Source organism: Frankia sp. CcI156 (assembly GCF_001983015.1).
Classification (GTDB): domain Bacteria; phylum Actinomycetota; class Actinomycetes; order Frankiales; family Frankiaceae; genus Frankia; species Frankia casuarinae.
The window spans coordinates 78262-97036 of the sequence record NZ_MOMD01000011.1 but is presented as its reverse complement, the minus strand read 5'-3'; the positions used below and the strand labels follow the sequence as shown (position 1 = coordinate 97036).

13 protein-coding genes are annotated in these 18775 nt (G+C 70.1%); 8 read left to right on the top strand and 5 right to left on the bottom strand.

The window, feature by feature from the left end; all coding sequences use genetic code 11:
• Positions 1-228 precede the first annotated feature (228 nt).
• A complete protein-coding gene (locus CcI156_RS04890; protein WP_076804444.1) occupies positions 229-2307 on the top strand; it encodes a bifunctional diguanylate cyclase/phosphodiesterase in 2079 nt (692 codons plus the stop codon).
• 9 nt (positions 2308-2316) lie between these two features.
• Here CcI156_RS04890 and CcI156_RS04885 read toward each other — a convergent pair whose 3' ends face one another.
• Both CcI156_RS04885 and CcI156_RS04880 read right to left on the bottom strand, forming a co-directional pair.
• A complete protein-coding gene (locus CcI156_RS04885) occupies positions 2317-3444 on the bottom strand; it encodes a M4 family metallopeptidase (RefSeq protein ID WP_076804443.1) in 1128 nt (375 codons plus the stop codon).
• Positions 3445-3606: 162 nt separating this feature from the next.
• Complete coding sequence (locus tag CcI156_RS04880; RefSeq protein ID WP_011436063.1) at positions 3607-4278, bottom strand: hypothetical protein; 672 nt, start codon at positions 4276-4278, stop codon at positions 3607-3609.
• Between the two features lie 147 nt (positions 4279-4425).
• On the opposite strand from CcI156_RS04880, the gene coaE reads away from it, so the two are divergent.
• Positions 4426-5115 (top strand): dephospho-CoA kinase, encoded by a 690-nt coding sequence (coaE, locus tag CcI156_RS04875; protein ID WP_011436064.1) that lies wholly within the window; start codon positions 4426-4428, stop codon positions 5113-5115.
• Positions 5116-5140: 25 nt separating this feature from the next.
• Here the strand turns inward: coaE and uvrB are convergent, their stop codons facing one another.
• Positions 5141-7273: an excinuclease ABC subunit UvrB gene (gene uvrB, locus CcI156_RS04870; protein WP_076804538.1), complete on the bottom strand. Its 2133-nt coding sequence runs from the start codon at positions 7271-7273 to the stop codon at positions 5141-5143.
• A 211-nt stretch (positions 7274-7484) separates the two neighbouring features.
• On the opposite strand from uvrB, the gene CcI156_RS04865 reads away from it, so the two are divergent.
• The 3 genes from CcI156_RS04865 (at position 7485) to CcI156_RS04855 (ending at position 11206) form a co-directional block, all read left to right on the top strand.
• The gene (locus tag CcI156_RS04865; protein WP_011436066.1) at positions 7485-8807 is read left to right on the top strand and encodes an alanine and leucine rich protein; all 1323 of its coding nucleotides are present in this window, start codon (positions 7485-7487) and stop codon (positions 8805-8807) included.
• A gap of 42 nt (positions 8808-8849) precedes the next feature.
• On the top strand, positions 8850-9854 hold the full coding sequence (locus CcI156_RS04860) for a TerC family protein (RefSeq protein WP_011436067.1): 1005 nt from the start codon (positions 8850-8852) through the stop codon (positions 9852-9854).
• A gap of 326 nt (positions 9855-10180) precedes the next feature.
• A complete protein-coding gene (locus CcI156_RS04855) occupies positions 10181-11206 on the top strand; it encodes a glycosyltransferase family 2 protein (protein ID WP_023841696.1) in 1026 nt (341 codons plus the stop codon).
• Between the two features lie 97 nt (positions 11207-11303).
• Here the strand turns inward: CcI156_RS04855 and CcI156_RS04850 are convergent, their stop codons facing one another.
• Positions 11304-12002: an MBL fold metallo-hydrolase gene (locus CcI156_RS04850; RefSeq protein ID WP_011436069.1), complete on the bottom strand. Its 699-nt coding sequence runs from the start codon at positions 12000-12002 to the stop codon at positions 11304-11306.
• Between the two features lie 245 nt (positions 12003-12247).
• Here CcI156_RS04850 and uvrA point away from each other — a divergent pair, with 245 nt between their 5' ends.
• The gene (gene uvrA / locus CcI156_RS04845; protein ID WP_076804442.1) at positions 12248-15178 is read left to right on the top strand and encodes an excinuclease ABC subunit UvrA; all 2931 of its coding nucleotides are present in this window, start codon (positions 12248-12250) and stop codon (positions 15176-15178) included.
• Here the strand turns inward: uvrA and CcI156_RS04840 are convergent.
• Complete coding sequence (locus CcI156_RS04840; RefSeq protein WP_011436071.1) at positions 15121-15534, bottom strand: SsgA family sporulation/cell division regulator; 414 nt, start codon at positions 15532-15534, stop codon at positions 15121-15123. The genes uvrA and CcI156_RS04840 overlap by 58 nt on opposite strands.
• A gap of 250 nt (positions 15535-15784) precedes the next feature.
• Here CcI156_RS04840 and uvrC point away from each other — a divergent pair, with 250 nt between their 5' ends.
• Both uvrC and rapZ read left to right on the top strand, forming a co-directional pair.
• Positions 15785-17902, top strand: a complete 2118-nt coding sequence (gene uvrC, locus CcI156_RS04835) for an excinuclease ABC subunit UvrC (protein ID WP_076804441.1) — start codon at positions 15785-15787, stop codon at positions 17900-17902.
• Positions 17899-18768, top strand: coding sequence for an RNase adapter RapZ (gene rapZ / locus CcI156_RS04830; protein WP_011436073.1), 870 nt, complete (start codon positions 17899-17901; stop codon positions 18766-18768). Before uvrC ends, rapZ begins: the two co-directional genes overlap by 4 nt.
• Positions 18769-18775: the final 7 nt, after the last annotated feature.

Below are 18775 nucleotides of genomic sequence, written 5' to 3'. Positions count from 1 at the left end.
CTGTTACCGAGCGTTCCTGTACCCGGATGTCATTTTTGTGCCGAATTACTCCGCTGGCTTCCCGGATTTTCCGTCGTCTCCGGTATCAGTCGAGGAATTGTACCGAACCGTGAAATTGCATCGGTGTCGGGAAGCTGCTGGCTATGATGTCGGTCACGCCGGATCGACGGCTATGTTGGAAGGAAGCCTGACCCGGCCCTGTCGCCGTCGTGCACCGTGATCTCTCGGATGCGGGGTCGTTGCGACACCCGGAGCGACGTCCCGTTCGGTGCGGTTCGTCCCTGTTCGGTCCGCCTGATCCGCTCGGTCCGTTCGGTCGGGCTCATCGCGGGTCAGTGCGGGAGGAAGCGGTTTTTGATCAGCGGGCGTACGTTCGCCGGCCGTCGGCGTTTTCTCGTGGTCACCCCTGCGATCGCGGCGGTGCTYTTCCTGCTCGCCGGGTGCATTCCGGGCTCCCCGGGTTATCTGCGCTGGGGAAACTGGCTGGGTCTGGTGGTCGCGGTCGGTAACGCCGTCGTCGGGCTGGTGGCCAACCCGAGAGGGCGCTGGATTCCGCCCRTCGCCGTCGCCTCGCTCGCCGCCGCGCTCGCCTTCGCGCTGGCGAGCGCGGCGCCCGGCCGGAACGCGGACACATACCTGACCTGGTTCCCGGTGCTGTGCGCCTATGCCGCCCTGGTCCCCGTCGGCTGGGCCGTCGCCGGCACCGCGGCCGTCTGCGCTGCCGTCGTCGCCGGCGTCACCGCCCACGGCGGACTGGCCGAGGCCGCCGCGCCCATGTTCTCCACCATCGCCGCCGTCATGCTCGTGGGCGCGGTGGCGAAGGCCCTGTTCCGTGAGGGCCTGCTGCAGAACCGTTCCGATCCCCTCACCCGCCTGGCCAACCGGGGCGGGACGATGGAAATCGGGCAGTCCGCCGTTGCGAAGATCAATGCCGCGGGGAACGAGGCTGTCCTCGTCCTGGTGGACCTCAACCGGTTTCACGAGGTCAACGATGCGCTCGGTCACCTCGGCGGCGACCAGCTGCTGAGGATGATCGCTGAGACGTTGCCGACCCTGACCCCGAGGCCGGTGTTCGTCGGTCGGGCCGGCGGGGACGAGTTCGCGCTGGTGTTCCGCGGGCCCGAGATCATCCCGGCGCCGCCCGCTTCATCCGTCTCATCTGCCTCGCCCCCCTCATCCACCTCATCTGCTTCACCTGTCTCGCTCGGCCCGTCGGGCGCGCCGGCCGTCCGCGGCCCCCTGCCCGCGGCCATAGCCGCCGGGCGGCGGCGCACCMTGGGCCGGCGGGTCCTCCGCCAGATCCAGGGGCCCTTTCAGGTCTGCGGGGTCGACGTCGAGGTGGACGCCTCGGTGGGCATCGCGGTGGCCCCCCGCGACGGCGCGACCATGGCCACCCTGATGAGCTGCGCCGATGCGGCCCTGCTGCGGGCCAAGCGGGTCGGGGAGAGCGTGGGCCTGTGGGATGCCGGCATCGCCGGGGTGCGGCCCGAGGAGATCGCGTTGAACGCCCAGTTGCGCGCCGCGATCGGCCGCGACGAGCTCGTCCTGTACTACCAGCCGGTCCAGTCAGCTCGGACCGGTGGGATCGTCGGTGCCGAGGCGTTGCTGCGGTGGCGACATCCGAGCCGTGGGCTGCTCCCCCCCGGCGAGTTCCTGCCGATCGCCGAGCGGTCCCCCCTGATCGCGGACCTGACCCGGTGGGTTCTCGACGAGGCACTGCGGCAGTGTGCCGCCTGGGACGCGGGGGGCCTGCACCTGCCGGTGTCGGTCAATCTCTCCCCCCGGATGCTGGTGATCGACGATCTTCCCCGGGTGGTCTCGGACTCGATCGCCGCGCACCGGCTGGCCCCCGACGTCCTCACCCTGGAGATCACCGAGAGCGCCCTGGTCACCCAGCCCGCGCGTGCGGCGACGATGCTGGGTCAGTTGCGCTCCCACGGCGTGGCGCTCTCCCTCGACGACTTCGGCACCGGGTATAGCTCGATGGAGATCCTCAAGACGTTGCCGTTTGACGAGGTCAAGATCGACCGGGGGTTCGTCACGGACGTCCGGGGGAGYCTGCCCGACGCCGCGATCGTGCGTTCCGTGCTCGATCTGGGACATCGCCTGGGGCTGCGGGTCGTCGGTGAGGGCATCGAGGACGAACGGACCCTGACGATGATGGTCGACTTCRGCTGCGATCTGCTGCAGGGAGAGGCGATCTCGCCTCCGCTGCCGGCGGAGCGCGTCCGCGAGCTGCTGCGGACCCGGGCCGCGAAGGCGGGCAAGGTGGTCCCGGGCGGTGACGTTCGATGTCGCCGGGCGTGATGGTCCGAATTACCCGGCTGCGCTGACCTGCCCGGCTGCGCTGACCTGCCCGGCTGCGCTGACCTGCCCGGATACGCGGACGACGATGCCGACGGCCTGCCACGCCTCGGAGACGGCCTTCCGCGCGTCCGCACCGAACAGCAGGCCGGCCTGGTGCACGGTCACCGAGGCGAATGCACGGAACGTCGTGTTCGGCCGGATCTGCGGTGCGCGCAGGGTCTCGTACCAGATGCGGCCGGCCTTCTCCCAGGCGTATCCGCCGAGAGCCGTCGCGGCGAGGTAGAACGCCTTGTTCGGGATGCCCGAGTTGATGTGGACGCCGCCGTTGTCGGCGGTCATCCGGACGTAGCGGTCCATGTGGTCCGGCTGGATGTCGTCGCCGAGTACCGGATCGTCGTAGGYGGTCCCGGGGGCCTTCATCGACCGCAGCGCGACGCCTTGGACGGCGTCTGTGAGCAGCTCGTCGCCGATCAGCCAGTCGGCCTGCTCGGCGGTCTGGCCGCGGACGTACTGCTTCACCAGGGAACCGAAGACGTCGCTGATCGACTCATTGAGCGCGCCGGACTGGTTCACATACATCAGCGCCGCCTCGTCCTCGGTGACGCCATGGGTCAGTTCATGACCGATGATGTCGAGCGACGCCGTGAAACGCTTGAACAGCTCGCCGTCGCCGTCGCCGAACACCATCTGGCGGCCGTTCCAGAAGGCGTTCTCGTAGTGGTCGCCGTAGTGCACGGTGGCGAGCAGAGCCATCCCCTCGTCATCGATGGAGCTCCGGCCTAGGACGTCGGAGTAGAACGCGAACGTCGAGCCCAGGCCGTCGTAGGCCTCGTTGACCGCCGCGTCGTCGATCGCGGCGCCACCCTCCTCGCGAACCATCGCACCCGGCAGGATCTCGGTGCCGCCCGCGTCGCTGACGGTACGCCGCGGGCCGGTCTCGGGCGCCGGGCGCGGTGGGACGGCACCGCGCCGCGTCGAGCGCATCAGGGCGTTGTGCACCYGGATGGTGCGATGAGAGGTGTCCTGGAGCAGGGTGGACAGGGCCCGGGAACGCTGCTCCTCGGTGCCGTTGCGGACAATGCGTTCGAGGATGTGGGGTGGGACCGCGCAGGGCAGGGCGTGGCGGGGGCAGGGCATCGTCGACTCCGTAGCGTGAGATGATCGCCGGTGGATTCCCGCGGGCGTCGACGGCCGCGGATGACCCCGGAGTCACCGACCTTGCTACCTGCGACACAGGATGTCCAGAGAGTGCCGGTCCACCGCCTTCTTCTGGCTAGCCGGAAACGTTCCGTTACCACCCTATCCGCGATGCCGGCCGGGCGACCAGCCGGACGATGGGCCGGGCGGGGAACCGGATGCAGTGCGGAGCCGACCCCGACGGCGCAGGAGCGTCCGCGCCCCCAGCTGGATGATCGCCAACGTGAGGCTGCCGAGGATCAGGAAGGTCATGTTCTCGTCGAGCCAGGTGACGACGCCGTGCATCCATGGCGTCACGGCACGCGCCGCCGTCAGGTAGAGGGCCGAGGACAGCAGGGAGCCGGGAACCAGGAAGCGCAGGAACCGGCGCAGCGGGACGTCGCCGGCGCCGAGCGCCGCGTCCACCGCCGCGTTGGTGTTCAGCAGGCAGAACCACAGCAGCGGGCGCTGGGTGCCGCGGCGGGACAGCGCCGCCACGACGCGGCCGGTGCTGATGCGCCGTAGGAGCACCGAGCGGATGTTGTTGCGGGCCAGACCGAAGTAGCCGACGTCGATCAGCCCGCGGAAAAACGCGGCGATCAGCAGGGCGGGAACGAACGGCACCGTGCCGCCGACCAGCAGCAGGATCGCCCACGTGGGTCGCAGCGCAACGAGCAGCAACGGTGCCGAACCGGCGAGCGCCGGTGCCAGCGCGAGGCCGAGGGCACCGAGACCGAGCAGCGTGCCGGTGAGCAGGGCCGGCCAGAGCCGGTGCGCGACCGGGGCAACCTCCATCCGCACAGTCTGCCAAGTACGCGAGCTGCCAAGTACGCGAGCTGCCAAGTACGCGAGCTGCCAAGTACGCGAGCTGCCAAGTACGCGAGGGCGCAGCCGGGCGGACCGGCTGGGTGGCTGGCTCCGGGAGCTGGCAGACTCGGCGATGTGTTCACAGTAGGTCTGACGGGTGGCATTGGTTCGGGCAAGAGCGCGGTGTCAGCGTGCCTCGCGGCCCGGGGCGCCTTGCTGATCGACGCCGACCAGGTCGCCCGGGACGTGGTGGCGCCCGGCACCCCGGGGCTCGCCGCGGTCCTGGCGGAGTTCGGCACCGAACTGGCGAACGCGGACGGCGGCCTGGACCGCGAGGCGCTCGGCCGGATCGTGTTCGCCGATCCCGCCGCCCGCGGCCGGCTCGAAGCGATCGTCCATCCGCTGATCCGCGAGGAGACGGCGCGGCGCATGGGGGAGGTGTCACCGAGCGGAATCGCCGTGCACGACATCCCGCTGCTCGTCGAGGTGCACGCCGAGGGCACCTACGACGTGGTGCTGGTCGTCGAGGCGCCGCGGGAGCTGCGGCTGCACCGCCTCGAGGGCCGCGGCCTGCCCCGCGACCAGGCGCTGGCGCGGATGGCGAACCAGGCCACGGACTCCCAGCGCCGGGCCGCTGCCGACATCGTGGTGGACAACGGCGGGAGCCTGGACGACCTCGACGCCCGCATCGAGGAGGTCTGGCAGGATCTGCTGGCCCGCCGCGACGCCAAGGCCACCGCCAAGGCCACCGCCAAGGCCGAGACCGTCGCCAGCGGCACGGATACTGCCGCCAGCGGCACGGACACCGCCGCCCCAGCCGGCTGATCGTGGCAGGCCGGCGCTCACGGCATCACTGCACGCCGGCGGCGCCCATGCCACGCAGCTCCTTCTTCAGCTCGGCGATCTCGTCGCGCAGCCGGGCGGCCAGCTCGAACTGCAGCTCCTTCGCCGCCTCGTGCATCTGGTCGTCGAGCTGGCGGATAAGCTGCGCGAGTTCGTGGGAGGGCAGGCCGGCGAGTTCGGCGGCGTACCGGCCGACGGCGCCCTCCCTGCCGGCGCGCGACTTCATCCCCGGAACCGGGGCCTTGCCGCGGGACTGCGATCGGCCGCCGCCGCCAATCAGCTCGCCGTCGGCCGACTGGCGAACCATGTCGTCGAGGATGTCGACGACCTTCTTGCGCAGGGGCTGGGGATCCAGCCCGCGCTCGGTGTTGTAGGCGATCTGCTTCTCGCGCCGCCGGTTCGTCTCGTCGATGGCGCGGCGCATCGACGGGGTGATCGCATCCGCGTACATGTGGACCTGCCCGGACACGTTACGGGCGGCCCGGCCGATCGTCTGGATCAGTGACTTGTCCGAGCGCAGGAAGCCCTCCTTGTCGGCGTCGAGGATGCTCACCAGCGACACCTCTGGCAGGTCGAGACCCTCGCGGAGCAGGTTGATCCCGACGAGCACGTCGAACTCGCCGCGGCGCAGCTCGGTGAGCAGCTCCACCCGGCGCAGGGTGTCCACCTCGCTGTGCAGGTACCGCACCCGGATGCCGAGTTCGAGCAGGTAGTCGGTGAGATCCTCGGCCATCTTCTTGGTCAGCGTGGTGACCAGGACCCGTTCGTCCCGCTCGGCGCGCAGCCGGATCTCGTGGACGAGATCGTCGATCTGCCCCTTCGTCGGCTTGAGCACGACCTCGGGGTCGAGCAGGCCGGTAGGCCGGATGATCTGCTCGACGACGCCGACGGACCGGCCCAGCTCGTAGGGGCCCGGGGTCGCCGACAGGTAGACCGTCTGGCCGATGCGCTCGAGGAACTCCTCCCACCGCAGCGGGCGGTTGTCCATGGCACTGGGCAGCCGGAACCCGTGCTCGACGAGGTTGCGCTTGCGGGACATGTCGCCCTCGTACATCCCGCCGATCTGCGGGACGGTGTTGTGCGACTCGTCGATCACCAACAGGAAGTCGTCGGGGAAGTAGTCGAGCAGGGTGTGCGGCGGGCTCCCGGCCTCGCGGCCGTCGATGTGCCGGGAGTAGTTCTCGATGCCCGAGCAGAACCCGACCTGGCGCATCATCTCGATGTCGTAGGTGGTGCGCATCCGCAGCCGCTGTGCCTCCAGCAGCCTGCCCTGCCGCTCCATGGTGGCCAGCCGCTCGGCGAGCTCCGCCTCGATGCCGGCGATCGCCCGCTCCATCCGCTCCGGCCCGGCGACGTAGTGCGTGGCCGGGAAGACGTAGATCTCCTCCGCCTCGCTGACGACCTCCCCGGTCAGTGGATGCAGGTAGGTGAGCCGCTCGATCTCGTCGCCGAACATCTCGACTCGGACGGCGAGCTCCTCGTAGACCGGGAAGATCTCCACCGTGTCCCCCCGGACCCGAAACGTCCCGCGGGTGAAGGCGAGGTCGTTGCGGGTGTACTGCACGTCAACGAAGCGGCGCAGCAGCAGGTCCCGCTCGATCTCGTCGCCGACCCTCAGCCGCACCATCCGGTCGATGTACTCCTGCGGTGTGCCGAGGCCGTAGATACAGCTGACGCTCGCGACCACGACRACGTCCCGACGGGTGAGCAGGTTCATCGTCGCCGAGTGCCGTAGCCGCTCCACCTCCTCGTTGATCGAGGAGTCCTTCTCGATGTAGGTGTCCGTCTGCGCGATGTACGCCTCGGGCTGGTAGTAGTCGTAGTACGAGACGAAGTACTCGACGGCGTTGTGCGGCAGCAGCTCCCGGAACTCGTTGGCGAGCTGCGCGGCGAGCGTCTTGTTCGGGGCCATCACCAACGTCGGCCGCTGCAGGCGCTCGACCAGCCACGCGGTGGTCGCGGACTTTCCGGTGCCGGTGGCGCCGAGGAGGACGACGTCGGACTCGCCGGCCCCGAYCCGCCGGGCCAGCTCGTCGATGGCGGCAGGCTGGTCGCCCGACGGGGAGAAGTCGGACACGACCTGAAACRGCGCCCGCGTCCGCTCGATGTCGATGGTGGGCCGTTCGAACGTTGTGCTCACGGCTTCTAGCACACCACAGGCCTCCGACAGTTTCCGAATCTCGATGTTGCCGAACTTCGATGTTGCCGAACCTCGGCAACGAAATCGTCGGCAAAGTCGCGGACTCCCTGCGGTGTCTGCCGGGACGTTGACGGGCAGGCTATGCGTTGAGCATGTATGACACCCGGTCGTGACCGCGGCCCGGTGAAGGCGAAAGGAGCTCTGAGCGGACATGACCACCCACGACGCCACCCGACGGGGACATCTCCCGCCGATCACGGTGCGTCCGGGACTGGCTGTCTCGGTGGCGATCGTCACTGTCCTCCTCTCCGCGATCACGCTGCCGGCCACCGTGCCCGGCCGGCCCGGATTCGCCTACCTGTCCGGCGGTCTGATCGGGGCGGGCTTGCTCGTGGGCGTCCTGCTGGCCGCCGATCTGATGCGGGCCCGGTCGGCCCGTCGGTCGGGGGTGACCGTTCTCGGCATCACCCTCGGCGCCTTCGGAAGCCGRCTGGTCCTGGCCGGTGCGCCCGACCGCTCCGCGGGCGTGGCGGTCGCCCCTCACCCGACAACCCCTCACCCGGCCGCCCACCAGCCGGCACTCCACGGTATCGATCTCGCGCCGCCGCCCGTGGCGGCCCTCGATCCCACGCCGGGGACGGGCACCCAGGTCGGCACCCAGGTCGAGGCGCGGATCGCGCGGGCCGGCCTGCTCGTCACCGCTGCCGCCGGGGCCCTGCTTGTCGTGCTCGGTGCCCTGGCACCCGCCGGCACCTGGGAACTGGCCGGCGAGGTGGCCCTGTGGGTGGGTACCTTCGCGCTGCTGGTGACCCTCGTTGACGTCCTTCCCTCCCCGCGCAGCTCCGGCGGCCGGCTGATCGCAGCCCGGGTGGAGCGCCGCACTGGCAGTCGTGCGCGCGCCGAGCAGGCCGCGGCCCGCGCCGGCGTGATCACTGGCTGGTCACTGATCGCCGTCGGGTTGGTCGGGTCGTTCCTGGTCGGGTTCGTCGCGCTGTGGGCTGTCCTGCTGGGTTGGTTGGCGCTGGGCACCTCCCGGTTCGCCCAGGCGCAGCAGCGGACCTACGTCGCGCTGGAGGGTCTGACCGTCCGGGACGTGATGAGCCCGCCGCCGCCGCCGTTGTCCGCCTGGACGACCGTCGCAAGCGCGCTGGACGAGGTTGTACTGCCGTCGCGGAGGGCGGTGTTCGGAGTCGAGGACTTCGACGGATCCCTCGCCGGGGTGGCGCTGTTGCGTGACCTCGCCGCCGTGCCGATGGACGATCGAGGTCTCGCCCGGATCAACCGGGTCATGATTCCGCTGGAGATGGTTGCCACCGCCCGTCCGGACGAGCAGCTGACGGACGTCACCGGCCGGCTTCTGGAGCGGCCGGCCGCGGGCTGYGTCGCCGTCATTGGCGCCGCCCCGGATGACGGTCGCCTTCGCCTGATCGGAACGGTGGGCCCGGTGGAGCTGAAGCAGGCGGTGGAGACCGCCCCGCTGCGCGGGCGCGCCACCACGGTCCGCCCCGCCCATCCCGGCGGCTTCTGGCGCTGACCGCCCGCCGTGGCGGGCACCCGACTCCGCTGGAGATCATCTGTGTACGTGCCCCCCTGGGCTTGGGCCGCCTTCGTCGGCGTCCTGCTCACACTCCTGACCATCGACCTGCTGGCACATCGTCGGGCTCACGTCATCGGCTTTCGCGAGGCCGCGTGGTGGAGCGTTCTGTGGGTCTCGCTGGGCATCGGATTCGCCGGTGTCATCTGGGCCTGGCAGGGCCCGGGGCCCGCCGGCGAGTACGCCGCCGCGTGGCTGCTGGAAAAGAGCCTGTCCGTCGACAACCTCTTCGTCTTCGCGCTGATCTTCTCTTATTTCAAGGTGCCTCGCGCCTACCAGCACCGCGTCCTGTTCTACGGTGTGCTGGGAGCGCTTGTGCTCCGTTTCCTGTTCATTGCGGCCGGCATCGCGCTGCTCGAACGGTTCAGCTTTGTCATCTACGTCTTCGGGGCTTTTCTGCTCTACACGGCGGTCACGATGCTCCGGGGCGACGGCGTCGAGATGGATCCGGGCCGAAGCAGGGCGGTCGCGCTGCTTCGCAAGGTCATTCCGGTCACCGACGACTATCAGGGGCAGCGTTTCGTGTTTCGGCGTGCCGGGAAGCTGGTCGCCACGCCGCTACTGGCCGTCCTCGTCGTGATCGAGACCGCCGACGTCCTGTTCGCGTTCGACTCGGTGCCCGCCGCGCTCGGTGTGACCGACAAGGTGTTCCTGGTCTACACGAGCAACGCCCTGGCCATCCTGGGGCTGCGGTCGTTGTTCTTCCTGCTCTCCGGTCTGATGGAACGTTTCCACCACCTGGCGACGGGGCTCGCGTTCATCCTGGCCTTCATCGGCGTGAAGATGTTGCTCACCGACGTGTGGCACCCGCCGATCGCGCTGTCGCTCGGTGTCATTGTGGTGACATTGATCGTGGCCATCGTCTGGTCGCTGCGCACCACCCCGCCGGCCCCGCGGTCCGTGGCCGAGCCGGAGGGGGTAACCAAGCCGGAGGGGGTAGCCGAGCCGGGGGGCGTGGCCGAAGGCTCCCAGGAGGTGCCCCGATGACCGGTGGGCGGGTGGCGAACCGGGCCCGGTTCGCCACTTGCCCGGAAACATATCGAGGAATGGTGTCGCGACGCGCCGGGAACGAGGATGCCTGACAGTCCTGGCTCAGCGGTTATGCTGGCTCCGGCGGGTACTGCGGTACATTCGGTGCACATCCAGCCGCCGGAACGTATCTCTCTGACGTGGGCGAGGAGACGCGCGGGCGGGAATACTCGACGTTCCGGGACCGATCGTGTGTACTCGTTCGGTGTGAGTCGTGGTCCTTTCTTGCCGATTCTTCCCGAAATTTCGCAGCTCGTTGCGGGCGTACTAGCCGAAGGCGGATGATGCACAGGCTGTTGGCGGTCGTCGTTTCTCACGGGGGATCGACGTCTCTGTACCGGTTGCTGACCACACTGGATGCCATGGCGGAATGTCGGGTGTTTCTGGTAGAAAATGATGGGAAATCCCGACATGATGCGTTGCCGGACGGTGTGCGCGTGGTCCAGGGGCACGGGAACGTCGGATACGGCACCGCGGTGAACCTCGCTGTCCGCCGTGCCCTGGAGGACGGGCTGCGGCCGGAGTGGATCCTGGTGGTCAACAGTGACGTGACGGTCCCTGCCGACACCGCGACGATGATCCCGAAGCTGCTCGCCTGGGCCCCGTCGTCCGCCGACGTGGTCGGCTTCCCGATCCGCGGCACGGCGGGCGAGCGGGGACGGGCGAGTGCCGTCCTGCCGCGCCCGCGGACGAACGCCTACACGGCGGTACGGGGCGAGATCGCCGCGGTGGAGAGGTGGCCGGAACTGCGCTATCCGGTCGGCGCCTTCTTCGCCGTCCGCTCGGAGATTTTCCTACGGCTGGGCGGATTCGACCCGTCGTACTGGATGTACTACGAGGAGACGGATCTGTTCGCCCGGTTGCACGCCGCGGGTGGGCGCATCGTCTGGGCGGACGACGCCTGGCCGGTCGTTCATGTGGGCGGGGAGACCGTCGGGCGGTCCGGGCTGCTGTACGCCGAACTCGGCCGGTCGGCAGCCACCTATGCCCGGCGGCACCGTCACGACGTGGGCCGGTCGTGGACCGCGGTGCACGCGGCCCAGTTGACCGTCCTCGCCGCGCGCAAATTGGCCGTGGGCCGGTCGCACGACGCGTTGCGCGCGGTCCGGATCCTCTCCGGGCTGGTGAGCGGGCTGGCCCGGCCAGGCTGGGAGCCCGCGGTCAGCTCACGGTGGCACGCCGTCCCGGCCGAGACGCGGCTGCGTCTCGGCCATCTCCGCCCGGTCCCGCGGACGCCGCGGCAGCGGCAGGACGATCTGATCGATGATCTCGCCGACGGCTCCCCCGGCTCCTCTGGCCAGCGGACGTAGCGCCAGCATCACCTCGTGCCGGAGGGGGTCTCGGGGGAGTGAGCGTATCCGGTGGCGTGAGTGCGCGAGCTCGCCGCAGCCGGCCTCACCCCCACCGTCACCAGCCGCGGGCGCGCCATTCCGCCAGGTGCGGGCGTTCGGCGCCGAGGGTGGTGTCGTGTCCGTGGCCGGGGTAGATCCAGGTGGTGTCCGGCAGTGGGCCGAAGATCTTGCGTTCGAGATCGTCCATCAGCGTCGTGAAGGCCTGTTCGTCACCGAACGTGTTTCCAGGGCCGCCAGGGAACAGGCAGTCTCCGGTGAAGAGGTGGGGAGCGGCGGGATCGGCGTCGTAGAGCAGGGCGATGGATCCKGGTGTGTGCCCGACCAGGTGGATCACCCGAAGGGCCGCCGTCCCGACGGCGATCTCGTCCCCCTCGCGCACCTGCCGCGCGGTGGGCACCGGAATGGCCGGGGCGTCGTCCGGATGGGCGACCGTGCTGGCCCCGGTGGTGGTGACCACATCTGCGAGGGCCTGCACATGATCATCGTGCCGATGGCTGGTGACCACCGTTGCCAGCCCCGCGTCCCCGACAAGCCGCAGCAGCGTGTCGGCCTCGTTCGCCGCGTCGACGAGCAGCTGCTCCCCGGTGACCGGGCAGTGCAACAGGTAGGCGTTGTTGTTCATCGGGCCGACGGCGACCTTGGTGATCGTCAGGCCTGGCAGGGTCCGCACGTCGGCCGGACCGCCGACCGTGACTTTCCCGGTGTACTCGGTGTAGCCGGTGCGGCTGGTGTCGCCGCCGTTGGCGTCGCTCATGACGATCCTCTCCGGAGTGGATGGCGCGGATGGGACGGGAACAGGGGATAGCTGCCGGTCGTTACGGTCCGTCGGGTGGCACCGGGAGATCTGACGCCTCTGACGCCTCTGAGGTCTCTGCCGGATGCGACGGATTCGTCCGGCTGATGGTTAGGTGGCCGCCCCCGGAAAAGTGTCGGTCCTCATCCGTAGCATGGCCACACTCGCCCAGGTCCGGTCTTACTGAAGATCATGAGGGTTTGTCGATGGCCGATCGTCTTGTCGTGCGTGGCGCGCGTGAACACAATCTCCGTGACGTCGACCTCGACCTGCCCCGCGACGGGCTGATCGTCTTCACCGGTATGTCCGGGTCCGGCAAGTCCAGCCTCGCCTTCGACACAATCTTCGCCGAGGGGCAGYGGCGCTACGTGGAGTCGCTGTCGGCCTATGCGCGGCAGTTCCTCGGGCAGATGGACAAGCCCGACGTCGACTTCATCGAGGGGCTGTCTCCGGCCGTCTCCATCGATCAGAAGTCGACCTCGCGCAACCCGCGGTCCACCGTCGGCACGATCACCGAGGTCTACGACTACCTGCGGCTGCTCTTCGCCCGCGCCGGCCGTCCGCACTGCCCGAAGTGCGGGCGGCTGATCTCCCGGCAGACCCCGCAGCAGATCGTCGACCGGCTGCTGGAGTTGCCCGAAGGCACCCGCTTCCAGGTGCTGGCCCCGGTGGTGCGTGGCCGCAAGGGCGAGTACGTCGACCTGTTCGCCGAGCTGCAGAGCTCCGGGTTCGCACGGGCCCGCGTCGACGGCACGGTGGTGCCGCTCACCGATCCGCCGAAGCTGGAGAAGCAGCGCAAGCATACGATCGAGGTCGTCGTCGATCGGCTCGCGATCAAGTCGTCAGCGAAGCGGCGGCTCACCGACTCGGTGGAGACGGCCCTGAAGCTGGGCGGCGGGCTCGTCCTGGTTGACTTCGTCGACCGCGACGCCGACGATCCCGAGCGCGAGCGGATGTACTCCGAGCATCTGGCCTGCCTCTACGACGACCTCTCCTTTGAGGAGCTGGAGCCGCGGTCGTTCTCGTTCAACTCGCCGTACGGCGCCTGCCCCGAGTGCACCGGGATCGGGACCCGCAAGGAGGTCGACCCGGAGCTCGTCGTGCCCGACCCCACCCTGTCGCTGGCGCAGGGCGCGGTGGCCCCCTGGTCGGGCGGCCACAACAAGGAGTACTTCGAACGGTTGCTCACGGCCCTCGCCGAGGACCTCAGCTTCAGGATGGACACCCCGTGGGAGGGGCTGCCCGAGCGGGCCCGCAAGGCCGTGCTGTACGGCAGCGGCGACACCGAGATCCACGTCGGCTACACCAACCGCTACGGCCGCAAGCGTTCCTACCACACCTCCTTCGAGGGCGTGATCGGTTTCCTGGGCCGCCGGCACCGCGAGGCCGAGTCGGACAGCAGCCGGGAGCGGTACGAGGGCTACATGCGCGACATCCCCTGCCCGGCCTGYCGCGGCGCGCGGCTAAAGCCGGAGTCACTCGCGGTGACGCTGGGTGGCCGGTCGATCGCCGAGGTTTCGGGTCTGGCGATCGGCGAGTGCGCCGTGTTCCTGCGCGGGCTCGACCTCACCGAACGGGAGCGGACCATTGCCGGTCGGGTGCTCAAGGAGGTCGACGCGCGGCTGACATTCCTGCTGGACGTGGGGCTGGACTACCTCTCCCTCGACCGGGCCGCCGGCACCCTGGCGGGCGGCGAGGCACAGCGCATCCGGCTGGCCACCCAGATCGGTTCCGGGCTCGTCGGGGTGCTGTACGTGCTCGACGAGCCGTCGATCGGCCTGCACCAGCGGGACAACCGCCGGCTCATCCAGACCCTGCTGCGGCTGCGCGACCTGGGTAACACGCTCATCGTCGTCGAGCACGACGAGGACACGATTCGCGCCTCCGACTGGGTGGTCGACATCGGCCCCGGCGCCGGCGAGCACGGCGGTCGGGTCGTCGTCTCCGGGCCGGTCGAGAAGCTGCTCGCCAGCGAGGAGTCGATGACCGGCGCCTACCTGTCCGGGCGGCGGCGGATCCCGGTGCCCGACATCCGCCGGGTGCCGGCCAAGGGCCGGGCACTGACCGTGCACGGGGCCCGGCAGCACAACCTGCGCGACGTCACCGTGTCGTTCCCGCTGGGCTGTTTCGTGGCCGTCACCGGGGTGTCGGGCTCGGGGAAGTCCACCCTCGTCAACGACATCCTCGCCGCCGTCCTGGCGAACAAGCTCAACGGCGCCCGGCAGGTGCCGGGCCGGCACCGCACTGTCAGCGGGCTCGACAATCTCGACAAGGCGGTCCGGGTCGACCAGTCCCCGATCGGACGCACGCCGCGGYCCAACCCCGCCACCTACACCGGCGTGTTCGACCACATCCGCCGGCTGTTCGCCGAGACGACCGAGGCGAAGGTCCGTGGCTATCTGCCGGGCCGGTTCTCGTTCAACGTCAAGGGCGGGCGGTGCGAGGCGTGTTCCGGTGACGGCACCCTCAAGATTGAGATGAACTTCCTGCCAGACGTGTACGTGCCGTGCGAGGTCTGCCACGGCGACCGGTACAACCGGGAGACGCTGGAGGTGCACTACAAGGGCAGGAACATCGCCGAGGTGCTCGACATGCCGATTGAGGAGGCGGCGGAGTTCTTCGCCGCGGTGCCGGCCATCGCCCGCCACCTGCGGACGCTGAACGACGTCGGCCTGGGGTACGTCCGGCTCGGCCAGTCGGCGCCGACCCTCTCCGGCGGCGAGGCGCAGCGGGTCAAGCTCGCCTCGGAGCTGCAGCGGCGCTCCACCGGCCGGACGGTCTACGTGCTCGACGAGCCGACGACCGGTCTGCACTTCGAGGACATCCGCAAGCTGCTCGGCGTGCTCGGCCGGCTGGTCGACGCCGGGAACACGGTCATCGTGATCGAGCACAACCTCGATGTCATCAAGACGGCGGACTGGATCATTGACCTGGGTCCGGAGGGGGGCACGGGAGGCGGCCGTGTCGTCGCGCAGGGGTCGCCCGAGGCCGTGGCTGCGGTCGAGGAGAGCCACACCGCGGTCTTCCTCCGGGAGATCCTCAGTGACCGGGTCGCCGAGGTGGGACCGCTCCCGCCCTCTCAGGTCCGCAGCAGGTCCGCGAGGACGGCGTCCAGCTCCTGTTCGGTGTGCTCCTGACCGGTCGGGACAAGCCGCTCGGTGCGGTCCAGGAAGCTGCGCAGCGACGACGCCGCGACCACTACCACGGACTGGCGGTCGCCGTGCACCAGGTCGAGCCGCACGCCGCGCCGATCCGCGTCGGGACCGATCCGGACGTCCCCGTCGCCCACCGCCGTCTCCAGGCCGGCGCGCAGGGTGTCGCGTGGTGCGACCCAGCTGCCCTGCGGCAGCGCGGGATGCTCCGGCCTGGACACCAGCGTCATGGACACGGCCAACGGGTCGCGGGCGCCCCAGCAGATCTGGAACACGGTGATCCGCCCACGGCTGGACGCGTCGTCCACGACGAACTCCGCCGTGACGTCCTTACCAAGCACGCGCTGGCTCCCTCGGTTCGCTTGCCCGATGTCTCGAGGGTCGCAGCCCTCCGCCCCGGACGCCAACGGGGGCCCCCGAAACAGCGGAAGGTGTGTAATCGGTCACGATGCTGCCGGGTGGCCGTCGCCGCTCGTCACCCTACCGCCACCACCGGAGGGAACCCGCCGCCAAGCCCGCGCGCTATGCGTGATGAAATGGTTACGTGCAGGTGCTGCTTGCTCGGGATGAAGGTCGCCGTAGGCTCGGTTCATGGCTGATCCGGCGTCCTACCGGCCCGCGCCGGGCTCGATCCCCGAGACACCCGGTGTCTATCGTTTCCGTGACGAGCACGGTCGCGTGCTCTATGTCGKCAAGGCCAAGAACCTGCGGGCCCGGCTGGCCAACTACTTCGCCGAGTTGCACACCCTCCATCCGCGTACGCAGCACATGGTCTCCTCGGCGAGCTCGGTCGACTGGACCGTCGTCTCGACCGAGGTCGAGGCCCTCCAGCTCGAGTACACGTGGATCAAGCAGTTCGACCCGCGCTTCAACGTCCGCTACCGCGACGACAAGAGCTACCCGAGTCTCGCCGTGACCCTCCACGAGGAGTTCCCGCGCCTGCAGGTCATGCGGGGACCCAAGCGCAAGGGCGTCCGGTACTTCGGCCCGTACGCGCATGCCTGGGCCATCCGGGAGACCCTCGATCTGCTCCTGCGGGTCTTCCCCGCCCGCACATGCTCGGGCGGGGTCTTCAAACGGGCCGCGCAGGTCGGACGGCCGTGCCTGCTCGGGTACATCGACCGGTGCTCGGCACCCTGCGTGGGACGGGTCGACGCGGCCACCCATCGGGAGATAGTCGAGGACTTCTGCGACTTCATGTCCGGGCAGACGGGCCGTTACCTGCGTCGGCTCGAACGGGAGATGCAGCAGGCGGCGCAGGCCCAGGAGTACGAACGCGCCGCGCGGCTGCGCGACGACATCGGCGCCCTGCGCCGTGCGGTTGAGAAGCAGGCCGTGGTCCTGCCCGACGGCACCGACGCCGACGTCATCGCCTTCGCCGAGGACGAGCTGGAGGCCGCCGTCGCGGTGTTCTACGTGCGTGGCGGGCGGGTACGCGGCCAGCGGGGCTGGGTCGTCGACAAGCTCGACGAGGTCACGACCGCGGACCTCGTCGAGCAGTTCCTCACCCAGGAGTACCTCGACGGCACGGGAGCGGCCTCGACCGGGACCGCCGGTTCGACGGTGCCCACGACCACCGCGGGATCCCAGGGGGAAGGCATCCCCCGCGAGATCCTGGTGCCCGCCCTGCCGCCCGATGTCGAGGCGGTCACCGAACTGCTCGGCGCGGCCCGGGGTAGCCGCGTCGAGGTCCGCGTGCCCCGCCGTGGGGACAAGCGCACCCTGCTCGAAACGGTGGAGCGCAACGCCAAGCAGGCGTTCGCGCTGCACCGGACGAAGCGGGCCAGTGACCTCACCGCCCGCAGCCGTGCCCTCGCCGAGCTTCAGGAGGCCCTGGAGCTGCCCGACGCGCCGCTGCGCATCGAGTGCTTCGACGTCTCGAACACCCAGGGCACGAACGTCGTGGCGAGCATGGTCGTGTTCGAGGACGGCCTGCCGCGCAAGTCCGAGTACCGCAGGTTCGCGATCCGCGGCATCGCCGGCCGGGAGGGTGCCGGCCGGGAGGGTGCCGGGGACGACGTGGCGAGCATGTACGAAACCATCCACCGGAGGTTCTCGCGCTACCTCGCCGAGCGGTCCCGCATCGCCGACATCGCCGACATCGCCGAGCTTGGCGACATCGCCGGCGCGCCGGGTGCCGCGCAGCCGATCGATCCGGGGACCGGGCGGCCGCGCCGGTTCGCCTACCCGCCGAACCTCGTCGTGGTGGACGGCGGGGCGCCCCAGGTGGCTGCGGCGGCCCGGGCGCTCGACGAGCTCGGCATCGACGCCGGCCCCGGCGGGGTGGCGCTGTGCSGGCTGGCGAAGCGGCTGGAGGAGGTCTGGCTGCCGGACACCGCGGACCCGGTCATCCTCCCGCGGACGTCCGAGGCGCTCTACCTGCTGCAACGGGTGCGCGACGAGGCGCACCGCTTCGCCATCGCCTACCACCGGCAGAAGCGGTCCACGGCCATGGTGGCCTCCGCCCTCGACGAGGTCCCCGGCCTKGGTGACACCCGGCGCAAGGCCCTGCTGCGCCACTTCGGTTCGGTGGCGAAGATACGGGCGGCGAGTGCCGAGCAGATCGCGCAGGTGTCCGGCATCGGCCCGCGGACGGCGGCGGCGATCGTCACCGCGCTGGCCCGGTCGGCGCCGGGCCGCGCCGACGCGCCCGCCCCCGTCGTCGACCCGCGCACCGGAGAGATTCTCGACACGGAGACCGTCTCATGACCACCCCGACCCTGGATCTGGCGATCATCACCGGGCTGTCCGGCGCCGGGCGCAGCACCGCGGCGAAGTGTCTGGAGGACCTGGGCTGGTTCGTCGTCGACAACCTTCCTCCGGAGCTGCTGTCCACCATGGCTGAGCTGGGCCGTCGTTCCGGTGGGGCAATCAGCCGCATCGCCGTCGTGGTGGACGTGCGGGGCCGGCCGTTTTTCTCTGACCTGCGCGCCGCGATCGCGGCGCTCGACGCGCGGGGCATGCATCCCCGGATGCTGTTCCTCGAGGCCAGCGACGACGCGCTGATCCGCCGGTTCGAGCACGTCCGCCGGCCGCATCCGCTGCAGCGCGACGAGCGGGTGGTCGACGGCATCGGCCGGGAACGGATTCTGCTCGCCGAGCTGCGCGGCGAGGCCGACCTGGTCCTCGACACCACCGACCTGAACGTCCACGAGTTGCGGTCGAAGATCGACGCCGCGTTCGGGCAGCCGAACGCCAACCGGCTCAACGCCACGGTGGTGTCGTTCGGGTACAAGTACGGACTTCCGCTGGATGCGGATCTCGTCGCCGACTGCCGGTTCCTGCCCAACCCGCACTGGGTGGAGGCGCTGCGCCCGTTCACCGGCCGCGATCCGCAGGTGCGCGACTATGTGCTGGCCCAGCCGGGAGCGCAGGACTTCCTCGACCAGTACTCGGCGCTGCTCCGCCTGGTCGGCGAGGGTTACGCCCGTGAGGGCAAGCGGTATCTCACGCTGGCCGTCGGGTGCACCGGCGGCAAGCACCGTAGCGTCGCGATCGCCGAGCAGCTCGGCATCCGGCTCGCCGCGGGCGGCGTGGGAGTCCGGGTGGTGCACCGTGACCTGGGACGGGAGTGAACCATCC